Source organism: Kaistella jeonii (genome assembly GCF_000812865.1).
Lineage (GTDB): Bacteria > Bacteroidota > Bacteroidia > Flavobacteriales > Weeksellaceae > Kaistella > Kaistella jeonii.
Genome location: NZ_JSYL01000010.1, coordinates 64,236 through 83,866 on the forward strand (window position 1 = coordinate 64,236; position 19,631 = coordinate 83,866).

At 35.6% G+C, this 19,631-nt stretch carries 17 protein-coding genes, 1 other RNA gene and 1 pseudogene; 7 read left to right on the forward strand and 12 right to left on the reverse strand.

All coding sequences use genetic code 11. The features are described 5' to 3' along the window. The first annotated feature begins 28 nt into the window (after window positions 1-28). On the forward strand, window positions 29-655 hold the full coding sequence (locus OA86_RS12445) for a hypothetical protein (protein ID WP_126340485.1): 627 nt from the start codon (window positions 29-31) through the stop codon (window positions 653-655). 227 nt (window positions 656-882) lie between these two features. On the opposite strand, the gene OA86_RS12450 is transcribed toward OA86_RS12445, so the two are convergent. From OA86_RS12450 to OA86_RS12460, 3 genes are all read right to left on the reverse strand, one after another. Then, complete coding sequence (locus tag OA86_RS12450) at window positions 883-2,274, reverse strand: type III PLP-dependent enzyme domain-containing protein (protein WP_039353804.1); 1,392 nt, start codon at window positions 2,272-2,274, stop codon at window positions 883-885. A gap of 138 nt (window positions 2,275-2,412) precedes the next feature. Beyond that, window positions 2,413-3,033 carry a thiamine diphosphokinase gene (locus tag OA86_RS12455; protein WP_039353808.1) on the reverse strand — a complete coding sequence of 207 codons (621 nt, stop codon included), beginning with the start codon at window positions 3,031-3,033 and terminating at the stop codon, window positions 2,413-2,415. After that, entirely contained in the window at window positions 3,023-3,592 is a 570-nt protein-coding gene (locus tag OA86_RS12460) for a cob(I)yrinic acid a,c-diamide adenosyltransferase (protein ID WP_039353811.1), read from the reverse strand. Before OA86_RS12460 ends, OA86_RS12455 begins: the two co-directional genes overlap by 11 nt. A 216-nt stretch (window positions 3,593-3,808) precedes the next feature. On the opposite strand from OA86_RS12460, the gene OA86_RS12465 reads away from it, so the two are divergent. Together OA86_RS12465 and OA86_RS12470 are read left to right on the forward strand one after the other, a co-directional pair. Next, window positions 3,809-4,294 (forward strand): RNA polymerase sigma factor, encoded by a 486-nt coding sequence (locus OA86_RS12465; RefSeq protein ID WP_039353814.1) that lies wholly within the window; start codon window positions 3,809-3,811, stop codon window positions 4,292-4,294. Continuing rightward, window positions 4,281-4,874 carry a hypothetical protein gene (locus tag OA86_RS12470; protein ID WP_039353817.1) on the forward strand — a complete coding sequence of 198 codons (594 nt, stop codon included), beginning with the start codon at window positions 4,281-4,283 and terminating at the stop codon, window positions 4,872-4,874. Before OA86_RS12465 ends, OA86_RS12470 begins: the two co-directional genes overlap by 14 nt. 39 nt (window positions 4,875-4,913) lie before the next feature. On the opposite strand, the gene OA86_RS12475 is transcribed toward OA86_RS12470, so the two are convergent. From OA86_RS12475 to OA86_RS12490, 4 genes are all read right to left on the reverse strand, one after another. Further along, entirely contained in the window at window positions 4,914-5,753 is an 840-nt protein-coding gene (locus tag OA86_RS12475) for an alpha/beta hydrolase family protein (RefSeq protein WP_039353820.1), read from the reverse strand. Between the two features lie 100 nt (window positions 5,754-5,853). Continuing rightward, a complete protein-coding gene (locus tag OA86_RS12480; protein WP_039353823.1) occupies window positions 5,854-6,747 on the reverse strand; it encodes a ribokinase in 894 nt (297 codons plus the stop codon). Window positions 6,748-6,868: 121 nt separating this feature from the next. Continuing rightward, window positions 6,869-7,507: a DUF4241 domain-containing protein gene (locus OA86_RS12485; protein ID WP_039353825.1), complete on the reverse strand. Its 639-nt coding sequence runs from the start codon at window positions 7,505-7,507 to the stop codon at window positions 6,869-6,871. A gap of 91 nt (window positions 7,508-7,598) precedes the next feature. Next, window positions 7,599-10,217: a valine--tRNA ligase gene (locus tag OA86_RS12490; RefSeq protein WP_039353827.1), complete on the reverse strand. Its 2,619-nt coding sequence runs from the start codon at window positions 10,215-10,217 to the stop codon at window positions 7,599-7,601. Between the two features lie 127 nt (window positions 10,218-10,344). Between OA86_RS12490 and OA86_RS12495 the strand changes: the two genes are divergently transcribed. From OA86_RS12495 to OA86_RS16190, 3 genes and pseudogenes are all read left to right on the forward strand, one after another. Continuing rightward, a complete protein-coding gene (locus tag OA86_RS12495; RefSeq protein WP_074781426.1) occupies window positions 10,345-10,848 on the forward strand; it encodes a DUF1573 domain-containing protein in 504 nt (167 codons plus the stop codon). Between the two features lie 96 nt (window positions 10,849-10,944). Continuing rightward, complete coding sequence (locus tag OA86_RS12500; protein ID WP_039353830.1) at window positions 10,945-11,814, forward strand: PPK2 family polyphosphate kinase; 870 nt, start codon at window positions 10,945-10,947, stop codon at window positions 11,812-11,814. Window positions 11,815-11,835: 21 nt separating this feature from the next. After that, window positions 11,836-12,459 (forward strand): annotated as a pseudogene (locus OA86_RS16190) (CPBP family intramembrane glutamic endopeptidase); the annotation flags it as partial. A gap of 194 nt (window positions 12,460-12,653) precedes the next feature. On the opposite strand, the gene rnpB reads toward OA86_RS16190, so the two are convergent. Further along, window positions 12,654-12,982, reverse strand: an RNA gene (rnpB, locus tag OA86_RS15405) — RNase P RNA component class A. A gap of 115 nt (window positions 12,983-13,097) precedes the next feature. Between rnpB and OA86_RS12510 the strand changes: the two genes are divergently transcribed. Further along, the gene (locus tag OA86_RS12510; protein ID WP_039353834.1) at window positions 13,098-13,931 is read left to right on the forward strand and encodes a mechanosensitive ion channel family protein; all 834 of its coding nucleotides are present in this window, start codon (window positions 13,098-13,100) and stop codon (window positions 13,929-13,931) included. A gap of 84 nt (window positions 13,932-14,015) precedes the next feature. On the opposite strand, the gene OA86_RS12515 is transcribed toward OA86_RS12510, so the two are convergent. The 4 genes from OA86_RS12515 to sucC form a co-directional block, all read right to left on the reverse strand. Continuing rightward, window positions 14,016-16,193 carry a reprolysin-like metallopeptidase gene (locus OA86_RS12515; RefSeq protein WP_074781427.1) on the reverse strand — a complete coding sequence of 726 codons (2,178 nt, stop codon included), beginning with the start codon at window positions 16,191-16,193 and terminating at the stop codon, window positions 14,016-14,018. Window positions 16,194-16,208: 15 nt separating this feature from the next. Continuing rightward, window positions 16,209-16,583 carry a hypothetical protein gene (locus OA86_RS12520; protein ID WP_039353837.1) on the reverse strand — a complete coding sequence of 125 codons (375 nt, stop codon included), beginning with the start codon at window positions 16,581-16,583 and terminating at the stop codon, window positions 16,209-16,211. Between the two features lie 256 nt (window positions 16,584-16,839). Further along, window positions 16,840-17,418 carry a hypothetical protein gene (locus OA86_RS12525; RefSeq protein ID WP_039353839.1) on the reverse strand — a complete coding sequence of 193 codons (579 nt, stop codon included), beginning with the start codon at window positions 17,416-17,418 and terminating at the stop codon, window positions 16,840-16,842. Between the two features lie 655 nt (window positions 17,419-18,073). Then, window positions 18,074-19,267 (reverse strand): ADP-forming succinate--CoA ligase subunit beta, encoded by a 1,194-nt coding sequence (gene sucC / locus OA86_RS12530; RefSeq protein WP_039353840.1) that lies wholly within the window; start codon window positions 19,265-19,267, stop codon window positions 18,074-18,076. Between the last annotated feature and the right edge of the window lie 364 nt (window positions 19,268-19,631).

Here is a 19,631-nt window from a genome sequence, read left to right on the forward strand (position 1 = left end):
TATTTGAGTATAAAAAATTATAATGCTTATGAAATACTTTTTGCTTTCTATGTTTATGATTAATAGTGTATTGAGCTGTAGTTCTACAAAAATAATTTCAGCACAAAATCAAGAATTTAGTCGGGCTAATTTCAAACCTAACGCAGTCTACACCGAGATTTTAGAAAATAAAGATCTCACTTTTTATTTTTTTCACGATAAAGAAAAACATCTTTATGTAGCTACAATAAAAAACACTTCTAGAGATTCGCTTGACTACCTAGGAAGAATCGAAGTTCCTCTCACAAAATATGGCCGTTATACACTTAAAGGAGATGTGATTAAAATTCAGCGCGATATTGAAAAATCCGTGAATTATACTAGTGGCAGATACACTTCGTCAATTATGTTTTTATTTATTCCGATGAGATTTAATAAATCCAGAGGAGCCGTTACCGTGGTTGATAAGGAAATAATTACGGAAGGTTTGGTAGAAAAAGATCAAATTAAGATTTACAAAACTTATTTTGGAAGTAAAAATTATAATTTTAAAAAGAAGAATTTTATTGATCCTGAGAATCTGAATTCCAATTTGATTTTAAATCTTAAATATGGAACTACCGTTGTAAAAGCAGAACCTTATGACCGCTATATTATTACTGTTATTTATAAATAGTTCTTCCGTCATTTAAAATGTATCACTGTTTACAACGACAATATTTTGCTTTGAAATAACAAAATATCTGAAATTCTAGCCGCGATGGAAACGGCATCCTTTTTCTTTTTTTCAAAAAAAGGAAAAGATAAAGTGGACAGCGCGACCTCAATTAAAAAGGAGCAACTCACTTGTTGCTCCTTTTACTATTTTTAAAATTTCTTCTTTTCTCGAAGAATGATTTCTATTTAATATCCCAGAATCTTCAAAACATCTTCTGCTTTTTGTTCTTCGCGGAAAACTTTGTAGGTGAAGTTTCCTTCTTCGTCTTTATCGATCAGAATATGTTTTGGTTGAGGCATCAAACAGTGATGAACGCCGCCGTAACCGCCAATGGTTTCCTGATACGCTCCAGTGTGGAAAAAACCGATGTACAAAGGTTTCGTCTCGCTGAAAACGGGTAAATAAATGGCATTTGTATGTTGCTCAGAATTGTAGTAATCATCGGAGTCACAGGTTAATCCACCCAGAAAAACACGTTCATAAGTATCTTCCCATCGGTTGAGTGGAAGCATAATGAATTTTCGGGAGATCGCCCAAGTGTCGGGTAAAGTCGTCATGAATGAAGAGTCGATCATGTTCCATTTTTCACGGTCATTCTGGCGTTTTTGAGAAATTATTTTGTATAGATGACCACCACTTTCGCCAACGGTAAAACTACCAAACTCAGTATAGATATTTGGCTCTTCAACGCCTTCTTCTTCGCAGAATTTTTTGATCTGGGACACAATTTCGTTCACCATATACTGGTAATCATAATCGAAATTTAAAGAAGTTTTAATTGGGAAACCACCACCAATATTGAGGGAATCAACTTCCGGAGCGATCTTTTTCAAACGGGCATAAACACGCAAACATTTATATAATTCGTTCCAGTAATAGGCAGTGTCTTTGATTCCGGTATTGATGAAGAAGTGCAGCATTTTCAATCGAGCATGCGGATGCTCTGCAATTTTTTGACTGTAATAAGGAATAATGTCTTTGTAACCAATTCCTAATCTGGAGGTATAAAATTCAAATTTCGGCTCTTCTTCAGAAGCGATCCTAATTCCGATATTAAAGGTAGAATCAATGCTTTCTGTCAATTTATCTAACTCCCGATAATTATCGAGAATCGGAATAATATTTTGAAAACCGTTATTGATAAGATCGGAAATTTTTGCGAGATAATCGTCGGTTTTGAAACCGTTGCAAATCACTTCAACATCTTTTCCATAAGTACCTTTTTCGTAAAGTGACTTGATAATATCCATATCATACGCGGAAGAAGTTTCCAACGAAATATCATTTTTCAAGGCTTCTTCTACAACAAAAGCAAACTGACTCGATTTGGTACAATAACAGTATTTATATCCTTTTTTGTAGTCATGTTTTTCAATAGCTTCTTTGAACCAGCCTTTGGCGCGCTCGATATTCATCGATATTTTCGGCAGATAATTAAACTTCAAAGGCGTTCCAAACTTTTCTACCACTTCCATTAAAGGAATATCGTGGAACTGTAAAGTATTATCAGCAACGTTAAATTCTTCGGTTGGGAAATAGAGGGTTTGGTCAATAAGCTCTGAGTATTTAATCTTCATTGTATAAAAAAGTGTTTAAGGATTAGAAATGCAAATTTGGGGAAAAAAAGTGGTTTTAAAGATTTATTTATTGACATTTGATAAGACTACAAAAGAATTAGGTTGAAATTTTATCATTCAAAACGAAGTGGAATTAATCTACTTTGAAACAAAAATCACCAAATCTCCATTTTCAAAATCAATAGAAACGGTTTCTTCGGATGCAACATTTCTTGTGCCAATTCTCTTTGTCATGTCTAAATCTCCTTTATTTAAAGGCCACTGCAAACCTTTTGTCGTAATATTTTTAGTTATCGGAAACGGATACAACGAAATTGTTTTTCCCCTCACATTATTTAAAACTAATTCTTTCGGTGAAAAAAAATAAATTCCGTATTCATCAAAAAAAGTAATATTGAGAGTATTTTTAAATAGAAAAGCTACGGTCAAGTTACCAAGGAAATGATCCATTTCTCCGCCACTTCCCCCATAAACATCAACTTTTATAAGACCTCGTGCTGCAATAATTTCCAAGGATTTCTGGAAATCGGTTTTGTCCTGATCTGGAGTATAAATGAATTTCTCTTCATAAATATTTTCATCTTTCCCGGAATGTGAATCGAAATCACCTGAAATAAAATCTAATTTTTCAAGCGGAAATTTCTTCTCTTTTAAATAATGAAATGCACCGTCGGAACAGGCAATCAAAGAATAGCCTTCTATTTCGGGAAGATTTTTGGGTGGAACTCCGTTGATGAAAAGGAGAGCTTTATCGGTCATTTGGATTCCAATATTCTTCTGCTTCGTTATGTAAATGCGAAACATAACGTGCTAAAACAAATAAATAGTCAGAAAGTCGATTCAAATATTTGATCAGCTCCGGACGAACTTCTTCAGATTCATTTAAGAAAACCAAGCTTCTTTCGGCTCTCCTACAAACCGTTCTGCAAATATGAAGCGAGGTTGGTCCTTTTCCACCTCCGGGAAGAATAAAATATTGAAGCGGTTTCAGTTCTTTTTCAAAATCATCCATCCAATGTTCAAGCTCTTCAATCTCTGTATCGGCAATCATTAAAGCCAAGCGTGATTTCCCGTTGGCTAAAGTTAATTTATCGGTTGGAGTTGCAGATTCTGAACCTACGGTAAATAAATCGAACTGTATTTTTTTAAGTTGATTTAAAACTTTTGCATCAGAGATCTCAGCTTTCGCAAAACCAATAAAAGAGTTCAGTTCATCGATTGTTCCGTACGATTCTACTCTTGCGGAAGCTTTAGAGACGCGGGTTCCACCGTATAATGCGGTTTCACCTTTGTCGCCAGTTTTTGTATATATTTTCATTTTTTTTAAATGCTTGATGTAAATTTAAGGAATTTAAAAGATGTGCTGAAATGTAGAATTATAATTTTTGAATTAATTTTTTTTAAAATTCTTGTAATAATTTCAGAATATTTGTATCCAATGTACAGAAAGTAGAAAACGAGAATTTCTTAACGTTAAAAAATTGCAAATGAAAAATCATCATTTTAAAATTGACTTTTACAAAACATCAAAAAGATGACTTACGATTTTGATCAACTTTATCAGGAATTTTCTCCCAGGATTTACAAATTATGTCTGAGTTATTCGGGTGACCAATTATTTGCAGACGATCTTCATCAGGAAACCTGGATTGCAGTCTGGAACAGTTTGCCCAAATTCCGCAATGAAAGTAAAATCGGAACCTGGATTTATAGAATTGCCATCAACACGTGTTTGGTTGGATTAAAGAAAGAAAAAAATAAAGATCAAAATTCCGAAATTATTCTTTCAAAATTAGTGTACGAAGAAACCTACGACAATTCGAAAGAAATCAACCGTTTGTACGAATGCATCAGCAAACTAAAAGAAAGCGAACGGATCATTATTACGTTAGTTTTGGAAGAGAAATCCTACGAAGAGATCGCAGAAATCACCGGAATAACAGAAAATAATTTGCGTGTAAAAATTCACAGAATCAAAAAAGAACTTCAGGAAATATATACCAATTATGGAAGAATTTAAAGAACTGGAAAATCTTTGGCAACAATCTGAAACAAAGATTCCAACAAAAAATACCAATATTTCAAAAATAAAAAACAATCGTATGAAACTTAAAAACACGTACACCAAAGGCGCAATCTTGCTCTTAGTAACCGGAATTTTCATCTTGGGTTTAATGATTTCATTAGATTCGAATTTAAAAACCATCCCTATTATTTTATCGATGGTTATCATTTCAACAGTATGCTTTCTTCAGGCATTTTTAATGATCTTTACGGCAAAAAAAATCAGTAAGATCGATGAAACTCAAACACCGAGTTTTCATTTAAAACAGTGGCAGAATTTCAGAGAATTTCAGAAAAAACAAAGACACTGGAACATGCCAATTTATTATCTGTTTCTGGGCACTGCAATAGGAATTTATATGTACGAATTGCTAAAAAATACAGATCTATGGAAGATGGTCCTTGCATTTGCCATCACTTATTCCTGGATGCTTTTCGCCTATTTTTATCTCGGTAAAAAGGAAATTAAAAAACAGGATGCTAAGTTAGACGGCATCATTTCGGAACTGAAAAGTCTTGAAAACCAATTTCAATAATTTAGAAAAATCCGGAAGGGAAAATCTTCCGGATTTTTTTTAAAGTTGCTCTAATGGGATCTGCCAAAGACTTTTATTAAAACTCCGGAAAAAATTAACATGACCAATTTCTTTTTTGGTCGATTCTGAAACGAGAATTTTGCGGTAGGTTTTCTTTAAATTTGGATAAACATTATTAATGAGATTTTCCATTCCTTGCATCGTCACCCAAGGATCGTCTTCTGCATAAATAATGAAAGTTTCCTGCAATAAATCTTTGGAAATATTCTTCTCAAGTTTTTCATAAAGTCGGCTCGTCGATTTTTTATTTAAAATTAAAGTCCGCCAATCATACGCCACTCCTTTCGGTAAAGATTCGCCCAAACCAAAACGATGAGCAGGGAAATAGCCAAATAACTCGGTCGTAAAAGGAACGGCAATTCCAAAACCTAATATTCCGGCAACTGCGACCTTCCAGGTAAGATTTCCAACATACGCATCTTGCGTAGCAACGAAAATAAATTTTTCGAAAATAGCAGCATCTTCATTCATTCCGAGAATTAGCGCTCCAACAGAATGTCCGAGACAAAATTTTCGGTGATCGGGATAACTTTCTTTAATGAAATTGGTGACTGTTTTAAAATCTTCAGTTCCCCAAACCCGCATGGTTGCATCAAAACCTTTCATTTTTAAAGGTTTCGATTCTCCAATTCCGCGATAATCATAAGTGATCACGGTAAAGCCATTATCGGCGAAATATTTGGCAAATGAAAAATAAACCTGCTGTTTTACTCCTGTTGCAGAATTGATGAGCAATAACTTTCCGTTCGAATTTTCAGGATCAAAAACTTTTACAGAAATAGGAAGTTCATCAGAAGTTGTAAGTATAATTTCTTGCATAGATTTAAATTTCACCTTAATAATTAAGGGTGAAAACATTCTCTAAAATTAAGTAATTAGAAAAGAAGAGTGATAAATTTCTATATGTTAAAAATAGGATTTACTCTGCGATGAAATCTTTAAGATAAGGTAAACCACTTTGAGAGCCGCGGTTTTTTGCAACTTTCAGGGAAACATCATTCCCGAATCTAACGCATTCATCAACCGAATTTTGATGACACAGCGCGATTGCAAAACCTGAAGTAAAAGCATCGCCCATCCCCATTTTATGCAGAACGGAATCGTGATCATTTCGGTAATATTTCATCTCAGAACCGTTGAAATAAGTCGTAGAATTTGAATCGTCGCGTACAAAAAGTTTGTTCGGATATTTTCTTAAAATCTGCTCCCGGTTTTCATCCCCAAAAACAATTGACAGCTCATCACTTTTTGCCACAATGAAAGTTGCACTTTCTATCATCTCCTGCGATAATTTTGTTGCGGGAGAAGCATAAATTCCGATTTTTTTGTTGTTACTTCTGGCGAGATCGACAGTAAACTCAACCACTTCCATAGGAATTTCCAGCTGAACTAAAACTAAATCACTCGTTGTAAAATATTTTTCAGCTTCAATGATATTCTCAATTTTTAAGCAATAATTAGAGGCAGGAACTACTACGATAGAATTAATACCTTCTGCGGCCGTGACATACGCTGTTCCTGTTGCAACTTCTTCGTTCTCCGAAACAAATCCAACATTCACGCCTTCATCAACTAAATTCCGCAGGATCTGCTGACCAAAAGGATCCATACCGACACAACCTATAAAATATACACTCGCGCCAAGTCGGGAAGTTCCGACGGCTTGATTTGCGCCTTTTCCACCAAAAAAACTTTCCGATTTTTCGGCCATCACGGTTTCGTTTTGTTTCGGCAAATGATGCGTGTTCAGCACCAGATCGATGGAAGAACTTCCTACGACGATAATTTTCGGTTGTTCTGAAGTGATATTCATTTTTTCTGAAATTTTTATACCTGTAATTTATTTAAAGATAAAGACGCGATAAATCGCGCCTTTAAGACCTGCTTACAAATTTATTCTTTTAATTAGAGATTGGAAAATCATTTAACTTTAATTAACTCCCGATTTCTATAAATTCTGTAACGAGTTTCAAAGGTTGACTGTCTTTTCCAAAACCGATATAGCTTGCATAAAATCCTTCTCCATAACCGGTTTCGAAAGCGAAAATATTGCCGTCTTTTTCCTCATCGGGTTTTAAAAAGGCAAACTGATCGATTGCACCATTCTGATCAAAAAAATGTTCGTGGAAAAACTCCTCGTAAATTCCTAGAAATTCTGCGCCTTTCCGATGAAACAATCTCGTTTCCAGATGATTGAGACAATCCTGAGTTTCAAAATCCATGAAACAACCCATTCCGCTTTCTACAGGATATCCAAAAATTTCTTCACCTTTTAGGTCATCAGTATTCTGATCTTCAGTAGTTGCGAGTTTCCACTCTACAATTTCCTCATCGGCAAAAATAATTTCTACATAAGCGATACAATTGCTTTCTCTTTCTTTATGCACCAAAACGGGAAATTCCCCCTGTGGAAAATTTATTTTGAATTCTTTCATATCGTTCGTAATCAACGGATCGCAGGCAATAACTCTGCCAGTCGGAAGATTAATTATTCCCGCGTCGAAGCTTTCGAGTAAAGGATTCTCTACAAAATTTTTGGTAAAAAGGTTTTTTATGTTATCCAGGTGCTGCATAATTATGATGAAAAAGTAAAGATAATAGAAAAAAGGCTAAAAAAACAACGTTTCCTAAGCCTTTTATTTTTTGATTGTAGAATGAATATTACTAGAGTTTTTTTAATTTTTCTTCGAGAAGAACAATTTTGTCCTGTGCGTCTTTCTGTTTTTTACGTTCAGATTCTACCACTTCTGGTTTTGCATTGGCTACGAATTTTTCGTTGGATAATTTCTTTTCCACGGAAATTAAAAAGCCTTTCAAATATTTAATTTCTTCCTCAGCTTTCTCTTTTTCTTCCCCTAGATCAAGGTTCTCACTCAATGGAATTGAAACTTCTGTTCCTCCAATTAAGAAAGAATAACTTGGTTTATCGGTTTTTGCAGTGAAATTGATCTGAGAGATATTGGCTAATTTCTTCACCAATTGTTCATTATCAAAACCGGAAGCATTGGTATAAACTTCTACTTCTTCGCGTGGAGAAATCCCTTTGCTTTGACGGTAATTACGAACTCCGGAAATGAGTTCTTTTGAAGTTTCAAAATCCCTAATAATGCTTTCATTAAAGGTTGCATCTTTTTTCTGCTGAGAAATTACCAAAGCATTTTCGGTTGTTCTTTCGGAAATGTTCTGCCATAATTCTTCTGATAAAAACGGCATAAATGGATGAAGCAATTTCATCAATTCTTCAAAATAAACAATCGTTTGATCATAAACTTCTTGTGAAATTGGTTCACCATAAGCTGGTTTAATGGCTTCGAGATACCAGGAACAGAAATCGTCCCAAATCAATTTGTACAATAAATGCAATGCATCAGAAATCCTGAATTTTGCGAATTGATCAGCAATTTCTGCAATGGTTTTATCCATTTGATTTCCGAACCATGCGATGGCTTGTTTGTCAGAATCGTTGGCTTTGATCGTTGAGTCTTTATTCCAACCTTGAATCAATTTATAGGCATTCCAGATTTTGGTGGCAAAATTTCTTCCCTGCAACATCAACTCTTCGTCGAAAAGCAAATCATTTCCTGCAGCGGAACTTAGTAAACTTCCTACACGAACTCCATCTGCGCCATATTTTTCAATCAATTCAATTGGATCTGGAGAATTTCCTAATTGCTTCGACATTTTGCGACGCTGTTTATCACGAACAATTCCGGTGAAATAAACATTTTTGAAAGGAACTTCTTTTCGATATTCCAAACCAGCCATAATCATTCTGGCGACCCAAAAGAAAATAATATCGGGTCCTGTTACCAAATCTGAAGTTGGATAATAATAATTGATGTCTTTATTATCTGGATCTGAAATTCCGTCAAAAACTGACATTGGCCATAACCAAGATGAAAACCAAGTGTCGAGTGCGTCTTCGTCTTGTTTTAAATGATCGACCGTCAATTGTTGGTTGTTGGATTTTTCTTTTGCTAAAATTAAAGCTTCCTCAATTGTTTCAGCAACTACGAAATCATCTTGTCCTTCACCATAGAAAAAAGCCGGGATTTGTTGTCCCCACCAAAGCTGACGGGAAATATTCCAGTCGCGGATGTTTTCCATCCAGTGTTTATAGGTATTTTTGAATTTTTCCGGGTGAAATTTCACCTCATCATTCATCACGACATCTAAAGCAGGTTTTGCCATATCTGCCATTTTCAAAAACCACTGTACAGAAACTTTTGGTTCGATAACGGCGCCGGTTCTTTCAGAAGTTCCAACTTTATTGACGTAATCTTCTGCTTTTAATAAAAGACCTTTTTCTTCCAGTTCTTTCGCAATTTGCTTCCGAACTTCGAATCTGTTTTTTCCGGCGTAATGTAAACCGTGTTCATTTAAATTCGCATCATCATCCAAAGAATCGATCATTTGCAAACCGTGTCGTTTCCCGATCTCATAATCATTAATATCATGAGCTGGCGTAATTTTCAAAGCACCTGTTCCGAATTCAATATCGACATACTCATCTTCAATAATAGGAACGACGCGATCAACGATGGGAACTATTACTTTTTTACCCCGCAAATGGGCGTAACGCTCATCATTAGGATTGATACAAACTGCAGTATCACCGAAAATGGTTTCAGGACGGGTTGTTGCAACGGAAAGAAATTCTTCTGTTCCTTCAATTTTATATTTTAAATAATAGAGTTTTCCATTTTGCTCTTTGAAGATCACTTCTTCATCAGAAATGTTGGTTTTAGCTTCCGGATCCCAATTGACCATTCTGTAACCTCGATAAATGAGTCCTTTATTATAAAGATCTACGAAAGATTTAATAACCTGAGAAGATAATTTTGGTTCTAAAGTGAAACGCGTTCTTTCCCAGTCGCAAGAACATCCTAATTTTTTCAACTGTTCCAAAATAGTTCCGCCATATTTGTCGGTCCAGTCCCACGCATGTTTTAAAAATTCTTCGCGGGAAAGATCTGATTTGTTAATTCCTTCCGATTTCAGTTTTGCCACTACTTTCGCTTCCGTTGCGATAGAAGCATGATCAGTTCCCGGAACCCAGCAAGCATTGAAACCCTGCATTCTTGCACGACGAACCAAAACATCCTGAATCGTATTGTTCAGCATATGGCCCATGTGAAGAATTCCCGTCACATTTGGCGGTGGAATGACGATGGTATATGGTGGTTTTTCGTTAGGTTCTGAATGGAAATAATTATTTTCTAACCAGTATTTATACCACTTATTTTCTGTTTCCTGTGGATTATATTTTTCTGAAATCTGCATAAAGGCTGTTCTTTGGCTTAATTGATGCAAAAATAGGCAAATAAAAAAAAATTATCTTCATATTGATTTAATTTTTAACTTTGTCATAGAAATTTTATCAAACAATCAATAAAAACAATTTAAAAATATGAAAAAGATTTTATCAGGTTTATTTTTAACCGCATCTTTAGTATTTGCTTCAGCACAAACAATTTCATTTGACAAAACAACCTTTGACTACGGAAATGTTAAAGCTGGTGCAGACGGCCACCGATTTTTCGTAGTAAAAAATACGGGAGACAAACCTCTAATTATTTCTAAAGTTCAGGCATCTTGTGGATGTACAACACCAGAATGGAGCCAGGATCCTATTATGCCAGGAAAAACAGCTCAGATCAAAGTAGGTTATAACACAACACTTGTAGGTCCTTTCACAAAAATTATTGAAGTTTATTCTAACGACCCTGCAAACAGCAGATCAGTGATCAACATCAAAGGAACAATTGAAGGAGGAGCGGCTTTAACAGCAGCGACTACAGCAGCAGCGGTAGTAGAAACCAAAGCAGACGCTAAAGTTTCGACTATGGGTATGGATCAAGCTACCACTGACACTTCTATGAAAAAAGGAAAGTCAGCTAAAGCAAAAAAATAGTAAAAGAAAACTTTCTAATTAAAAGTTTTTTAAATAAATCATGAAATCACTTCTTAATTGAAGTGATTTTTTTATTTTTAATGAAAAATTAAAACAATGGATTTAAATTTCAGCGACAACTATATCGTAAAAGGAAAATTCTCCATCAAAAAAGCCGACACTGAATACTCCGGAAAACTGGATAAAGAGGAGGGCAAAAAAATGCTGGAGAAAGAAAAGGAAAAACTGCGTGCACTACAGGAAAAAATGTACGCTGACGGCAGTAAATCTTTACTAATCGTACTTCAAGCCATGGATGCGGCGGGAAAAGATTCTCTAATAGAACATGTTTTTGGTGGCGTAAATCCACAAGGTTGTGTTGTACACAGTTTTAAAGCACCCAGTACAAAAGAATATTCCCATGATTTTCTCTGGCGTCATTATATTGCGCTTCCGGAAAAAGGAAAAATTGGTATTTTTAACAGAAGTCATTACGAAAGTGTTTTGGTGTGCAAGGTTCATCCTGAATACAACCTGAGCGAAAAAGTTTGGGATTCTGTCGATGATTTTGACGCTACATTTTGGAAAAACCGGTATGAAAGCATTCGAAACTTTGAAAAACATCTGGCTGAAAACGGAACAACCGTTGTGAAAATATTTCTGAACGTCTCCCAAAAAGAGCAGAAAAAAAGATTTCTGGACCGAATTAACGAGCCCGATAAAAACTGGAAATTTTCTTCCGGTGATTTGCCGGAACGTGCGTTGTGGGATCAATATATGATAGCTTACGAAGAAGCGATCAACGAAACTTCAAAAGATTGCGCGCCTTGGTACGTACTTCCCGCAGATCATAAATGGTTTACGAGAGTTGCCGCAATTCAGATCATCATTGATGCTTTAGAAAAAATGAATCTGAAATTCCTGACGCTCTCAGAGAAAGAAACTGCAGCTTTGGCCGATGCAAAAAAACATCTGGAAAGTGAATAAACTCAGTCAGCAGTAGAAAATATGAAGATTTGGAAAGCGATTTTAATTAGCGTTTTATTTCAGTTAAGCACAACTCTAATCGACTTTCCACTTCTATTTTCGCGAGACTACTTTTATAATACTGAAGGAACTGATCTTGTTTTAGCTACTCAACTTTTTTTGAATTTTACGTTTTATGGGTTGTGGACTTATTATATATTTAAACAAGTTCACTTCAAATATGAGGACGAAAAGAAAGTTAATTTTGATATAATATTTGCTGTAATTATTATATTCACAGGCTTTTACTTTTTCACAAAACCTCTTTTCTATATTTATCAGTATTTGAAAGTGGGAAACGGCACCTTTAATAATTATCATCAAAAAACGTGGGCTAATCTAAAAAATCATTACAGTATCGTTTATGTCATTGGTTTAATAATTTTCGCGCCTGTCTTTGAAGAAATATTTTTTCGAAGATTTTTATTTGTGAAACTTTTAGAAAAATATAATTTTTGGTTATCGATCATTGTATCCTCCATCCTATTTTCAGCAATTCATTTACCCTCCTACAATAATTTATTACCGACCTTTTTTCTGGGAATGCTATCAGGATTTATTTACTATAAGACCAGAAAAATCATTTATTCGATTCTTCTACATTTCCTCTTAAATGCATCTTTCCTCTATTTGGCGTACTCAGAATTTGGATTTAAATTTCACTCTTATTTCTCACGGAATGCCTTTAACGCCACATTTTGGGCAATTAATCTGGGAGGTTGCATATTGTTATACTTCGGATATAAAGTTCTTTTGAAAGCTTTAGTAAAAGAGAATTTGAGAATAGCAGAATTAAAAAACCCACAAGAAAAACTATAAGCCGGATTCTGTAAACTGACCGAAGTCAAAATGCCTGTTATTTATCTACGTTGTACATTGCTGCAAAACTTTAGCTGATTACCCCTCGGTTTTTGGAGCGAGCCACTCCTATTTTCATTTCTGAAAAAATCCGATATACTTAACATTGCACCGCAAAGAGTTTACCTGGTTTCACTATAAATTAATATACATACTTTCTGTTGCACTTGTCCTGATCTCACGACCGACGGATGTTATCCGCTTTGCTGCTCTAAGGTGTCCGGACTTTCCTACCCCAAACGAATCTGGAATCAACAAGCCGTTTTTCTTGTGGAGGGCAAATATAAGATAATTCTGAATATTTGTTAGTTGTGCAATTTTAGATTTTAGGTTTTGGACAGAAAATTGCTAAGAAGAGACTTTAAAAATTGTCTTACATTTGAATTATGAATTATTACGAAACAATACTTTCTGTTCTGGATAAATGGTATAAAGGATTTGCGGAAGCAACGCCCAGAATTGCGGTAGGGATTTTGGTATTCCTGCTTTTTTTAGCGCTAAGTTCTTTTCTGAGTAAGATTTCGGTAAGGATTTTTCATAAATTTTTCCCCAAAAGTAAGAACAGATCGGTTGTCGCGTTAATTAAAGTTTTCAAATTTCTCATCATTCTTTCGGGCGCATTTATCTCTCTGGAAATAATGGGAATGGGCGGATTTGTTCTGAAATTTATTGGAAGTTTAGGAGTTGCCGGAGTGGTCGCCGGAGTTGCGCTGAAGGATCTAGTTTCTTCGATGTTTTCTGGAGCTTTGGTCGGAATTGACAAATCTTTTGCAGATGGCGATTACGTTTCCATTAAAGATGTAACGGGAGTTGTAGAGAAAATTGGCTTCTTGACCACTAAAATTATTACCGATGAAGGTAAAAAAGTTTTCGTCCCAAATCAACTTATTTTCAGTGCGCCATTCATCAATTATTCGGCATCAGGACAGCGAAAAGTTTTCCTTGATTTACAAATTGCAAGCGATCAGGATCTGGAGAAAACGACAAAAGTTATTCTGGATGAAATTAAAACTTTCGATGCTACAGATCATATCGATGAAGCTCAGGTCATTATCTTGAAACAATCTTTTGGAATTTTCTATTTGCAGGCCCGTTTTTTCATGAAGAAAGGAGAAAATATCGCGAAGGTTAAAAGTGATGCGCTGTTAAAACTAAAAAACAAATTAGAAGAATCTGGAATTAAATTAGCAACTCAAATTCAGATTGACCCAAGTACTTAATAAATAGGTACTTTAAATTAAATTTTATAAAAAAAGAGGATGCTGAATTAACAGCATCCTATTATATTTTAAAAAATTTTAGAATTATTTTTTGATCATTAATTTCTCACTTAATTTTTCTCCGGTTTTCATTTCGATATTCAAAATGTAATTTCCGTTGATCAATTTCTCTACATTAATTTTTCCGTCTTTTGTTACGCTTCCGGAGTTTACTAATCTTCCTGAAGCATCATAAATTTTATAAGATGCACTTTCATATTTGTTCATTTTAATGTTTACTTCATGTTTTGCAGGATTTGGATAAATGCCCATACTTTTGACGTTATTCTCTCCTGTCGCCAAATTCTTTTTTACAGAAAAGAAAGAGGAATTCAAAGCGTAGTAAATATTATTTACAGATTTCACCATTATTCTTGCAGAAGCAATATCTAGATTTGGCAGCATTACTGAAGCTGAACCGTTGTTTGGAACAGTAGCAAGAACAATATCGAAGTTGGCACCATTATCTTTAGACAAAAGTATTTGAACTTGAGCTGTATTTACTGGTGCAACGTTTGTTCCGGCAACATTCCAGGTCACTGTAATTGCATTTGCAGCGTCATACTGAATATTGGTAGACTGCGAAGTCACAACAAACGGACCTGAATTGTCAACTTTTACCAACATTAAATCTCTTGCTGCCTGATTTCCAGTTGGTCTGTTATCATTAACTAAAAGAGAGAAATTTAAATTTCTTGCGACACTTGGCGTCACTTCCCATTTTGGAACAAGATTGTTTGCTAAAACTGAACTCATCACCGGAAAATATCTGGAAGGTGAAACTGTAGCAAACAAAGATCGGTAAATTGGTCCTCCTGTAGCTGTAGCAACAGGCGGTTGAGTATTACTGGTATTATCCAGCTGTTCCCATAAATAGGTGATCGGATCATTATCCGGATCGGTTCCAACACCTGTTAAAACAAAAGCAGTCCCTTTCGGGATTGTATAATCCAGACCTGCATCTGCAGTAGGAACCTGATTATTATTTGCTGTTTTTACAGAGCAATCTGATCCTCTTCTAACAACATTGTACATTTCATTCACACTTGCAGAGTGAAAATAGGCATCACTATTCGGTTGTACGTTATTTACCCCACAAATTCCGGCGTAAGCCATAATTGTTGTTCCACTTCCCGGTTCGAATGCGGTCGCGTTGTTTACATTTCCGCCACCACAAGATCCCGTTCCTGCACGAAAAGTATGATTCCCCCCAAATTGATGACCCATCTCATGCGCAACATAATCAATGTCAAATGCATCATTGATCGGCGCACCAGAACCTGTAACTCCTTCTGCTTTACTTGTTGTACAGATCACTCCTAAACCAGCAACTCCACCGCCGCCTGTAGAAAAAACGTGTCCTATATCATAATTAGCTGACCCGATTTTAGAATTAAGAGTTGCTGTATTTTCATCTAACATTGCAACTCCATCATCATTAGTGTAAGGATCTGTCGCTGCATTAGTGTAAACAATTAAATTGTTGTTAGCGACCATTACCATGGTAACCGAAATTGTTTTTTCATAAACTCCATTCACTCTTGTCATTGTTACCGCCATTGCTGCTAAAGCTTTTGGAACGGTACCACCGTGGAAAGCTGTGTATTCTCCGGTTGCCGCAAGTGCAAGACGATAAGTTCGAAATTTACCATCAAATACAAGAGGTGCTTTTGAATTAACATCGGCTTCGGTTTGCTCTTTTAATTCTTTTACATCACATTGAAAAAGACGGTCGTTTGCAGGCAGATCTTCTCTCTTGTAGAAGATGTATTTTGAGAGATCTTTGGTATAGTTATCTAAATAACTGATTTCCCATCCATCAAAATACATCGCACTGATCCCGTTGTCTGGAGTTACGCTAAAACGAATTGAGTTTTGTTTGTTATTTTGTTCCCAACCAACATAGGAGCGGATATCCGGATATTTCGCCTGAAGTTGGGGCTCCATTACAGAAGCTTCCTGTACGATATACTGTTTGAAAGTGCCGTCTGCACGAGGAAAAGTAATTAATTTTGATTCATCAGCAGAAAATCGCTGCGGAACTTTTGACAGATCATTTTTCAGTTGAGCCAGATCGACTTCATAGACCGTGATCTTTTTTGGCTGAACCCAGCGTTGCGCAACATTCTCTTTTGGAACAGTATTAACTTTGGTCCAGTAGTTTTGGCCAAAACCCATCAGTACGAGGAGCATCAGCGAAAGAGTAAAAATTTTTGTTTTCATAAGTAGGAATTGAATTTATTGTTTAGGATATTTAATGTCTATTTTTTGGGGACTTATTTTTTTAAGTATTTTAATTAAAACATTAGGCGCTGTTCTAATCGTTTTCGCAATTTGAGGATTGTCAAAATCCTCTACATCGATCATTAAAATATTGTTTTGAAGATACACCCTTTTAATATTCACATCGTTCGAATTTTTTAAGAGCGGTTTAAAAATTACGTAGGATTCGTCATCGTTTACGTGTGGAATTGGAGGTGATCTTTGGCCTCCATAATTTTTTCGGATTGCTTCATAGACGGCGTTCATTTGCTTTTGCGAATCGATAATCAAAAATTTTTCCGGCGTAAGGCTAAAGTTGTGATGATAAACATCTTCAAATTCAAGATTCATCTTTTTCGATTTATTTTGAGATAAACACGATATAAAAAAGAGTGATAAAAGCAGTGCGATAGTTTTCATAAGTAGCGATAATAGTGTGTTTTAAATTATTTATTATTTGACCCATTTCGTAAGAAAAGTAAAACGATTCTCAAGAAATATCCTGTTTGATCAACAAATATTTAGAAAAATCCTCTTTAAGGGAAATAACAGGTCATTAATTGAAATTAAATTTTTTGCCGATATAAATTTATTTAAAATTTATCACTTAATTTTTATGCATGTTCGCAGAATCTACCATCACGATCTCACCGGTAACAAATGGAGGAGGAATAGACACTACTTTCTTCTTAGGTTTCTGTACCAGCGATTTTTTTTTCGGCTTCGATTGAGGATTTATTAGAGAAGAATCTGTCTTCACCGGTGCAAGTTTTCCAAGAGGAAAACCTTGACCGAGTGGCTGCATTTTCGGTTTTGTTGTATCTGACCCAACTGCTGAAGCCAAAGTCTGCTGCTGCACCACGATTTTTTTCTCGCAACCTGTAAGTACGAATAAAAAAGTGACGGCAGAAATCAGCAAGCCAAACCGTGAAAAATGTTGATTGATATAAAGATTCATCCGGACAACGAATTTCTGTAACCTATTGTAATTGATTGTTTGATCTGGTTTTAATCTGCCACAGATGTTTCTGTTTTCCTGCTCATAAATCTTTGCAATTTCAAGTGAAGGGGTTTCCGTAAAATCATAGACTTTCTTCTGACAGACACCACAGAATTTTCCTTTTTCTTCGGGCGACATATCTTCCCAGTTTTCTTGACATGGTTTTGGGATGGTGAAGTTTTTCATGCTCAAAAGTTTTGTAGAATAAAGAAAAATTATTTCAATATAAATGTACACTTATTTTAAACTTTGGACAGTGGAAAATCTTTTGAAAGAAAATCTGCTATTTCTGTGGTGATTTCTCACAAAGGCGAAAAGTTTTTACGCAATGCACGCAAAGATATTTTTGGGAATTTATGAAAGTATAAAAACGTTCGGCTTTTTAAATGAAGTATTAAAATGAATCGTTTGCGTATTTAACCGTGTCAAGGTTTCGAACCTTGACACGGTTTTATAAAAATCGGTTTTTCAAAAATGCGTAGGGATTTCTATTAACTACAGGAAGATGATTTTATCAGTTGTCTGAATGAGGATTTCTCAACGACATTTCAAATCATTAAACTGAAATTTTAGACATTATTTTTCAGCTGAATCTGTGAAGATCTGTGGAATCTGTGCTACAAAAAATAACAAAAATATTCTGCAAAAGTCTTCAATCAGCAACACGCCCCAAACTAGCCCGGATTGAAACGGCATCCTTTTTTGAGGAGGAACGAGGAGAAAAAGATACAGCCCTTCGACAGGCTCAGGATAAACTCCAAGCCGGAAATAGCTCCTAAAAAGAAATAAAAAAAACCGCCTCAAATTAATGAAACGGTTTCTCTTTTATATTTTGAAAATCTTAGTGACCTAAAACTTCTTTTACTTTATTAGCAGCTTCTTCCAAAGTGATCACAGAATGAACCGGCAAACCAGAATCATCGATCAATTGTTTTGCTTCAACAGCATTTGTACCTTGAAGACGAACGATCAATGGAACCGGAAGACTTCCCATGGCTTTGTAAGCATCTACGATACCTTGCGCAACACGGTCGCAACGAACAATCCCACCAAAAATATTGATCAAAATTGCTTTTACGTTTGGATCTTTCAGGATAATTCCGAAAGCTTTCTGAACTCTTTCTGCATCGGCAGTACCACCAACGTCTAAGAAATTCGCTGGGTTACCACCAGATAACTTAATGATATCCATTGTTGCCATTGCAAGTCCAGCTCCGTTTACCATACACGCAACGTCACCATCCAATTTCACGAAGTTCAAACCGGCTTCACCAGCTTCAACATCGGTCGCGTCTTCTTCTCTTGTATCTCTCAATTCAGCCAAATCTTTGTGACGGAATAATGCGTTGTCATCTAAAGAAACTTTAGCATCAACCGCAAGAATACGATTGTCAGAAGTTTTTAAAACGGGGTTAATTTCAAAAAGTGAAGCGTCAATTCCAACATAAGCATTGTATAGAGAAGCGATGAATTTTACGAAATCTTTGTGAGCAGCACCACTTAAACCTAAGTTGAAAGCAATTTTTCTTGCCTGAAAACCTTGCAATCCTGTTGCAGGATCAACAACTTCATTATGAATTAAATGCGGCGTTACTTCTGCAACGTGCTCAATATCCATTCCACCTTCTGTAGAATAAACGATCATATTTTTTCCCTGCGCTCTGTCTAAAAGGATAGAAACATAAAATTCTTTAGTTTCAGTTTCGCCTGGCTGATAAACATCTTCCGCAACTAAAATGAAATTCACTTTTTTCCCTTCTGCTGAAGTTTGTGGAGTCACCAACTGCATTCCGATAATGTTTTTAGCATTTTCTTTCAGTTTTTCCATGGTTGGAGAAAACTTTACGCCGCCGCCTTTTCCACGTCCACCTGCGTGAACCTGAGCTTTAACAACCCAGCCTTCGTTTCCGTTCATTTCTGTCAACTTTTTCGCTGCAGCTTCAGCTTCGTCAACATTATTTGCGATAAAACCTCGTTGGATGTTTACGCCGTATTTTGCCAAAATTTCTTTCGATTGGTACTCGTGAAGATTCATATTATTTTTGTTAGATATTTATTTTTTTTAAAGATTTACAAATTTAAGAAAATTTGCTTAGATACTGGGATTCGTGTTTAAATTATTTGGGGCGCACAGTTGACTTTGATGAAAGGCTTTTTTCTCATCTTTTTGGGGGCGCACATTTCCGCCCTCCACTCCCGCTTTTTTTCTTGGTGGCTTCGACTTTGCTCTGACCCGTCCTAAAAAAAGTTTACAGATTTAACTTTTATTTATTGATAGTCCTTGTACAAATTTACATTTAAATTTTAGTCCTAAAATAGTTTTACATTTGTTGTTATCAACTGAAGCGGAAATTAGCTCTGCTGAGGAGCAACTAATGAGGAATAGGTTGATCAGATAA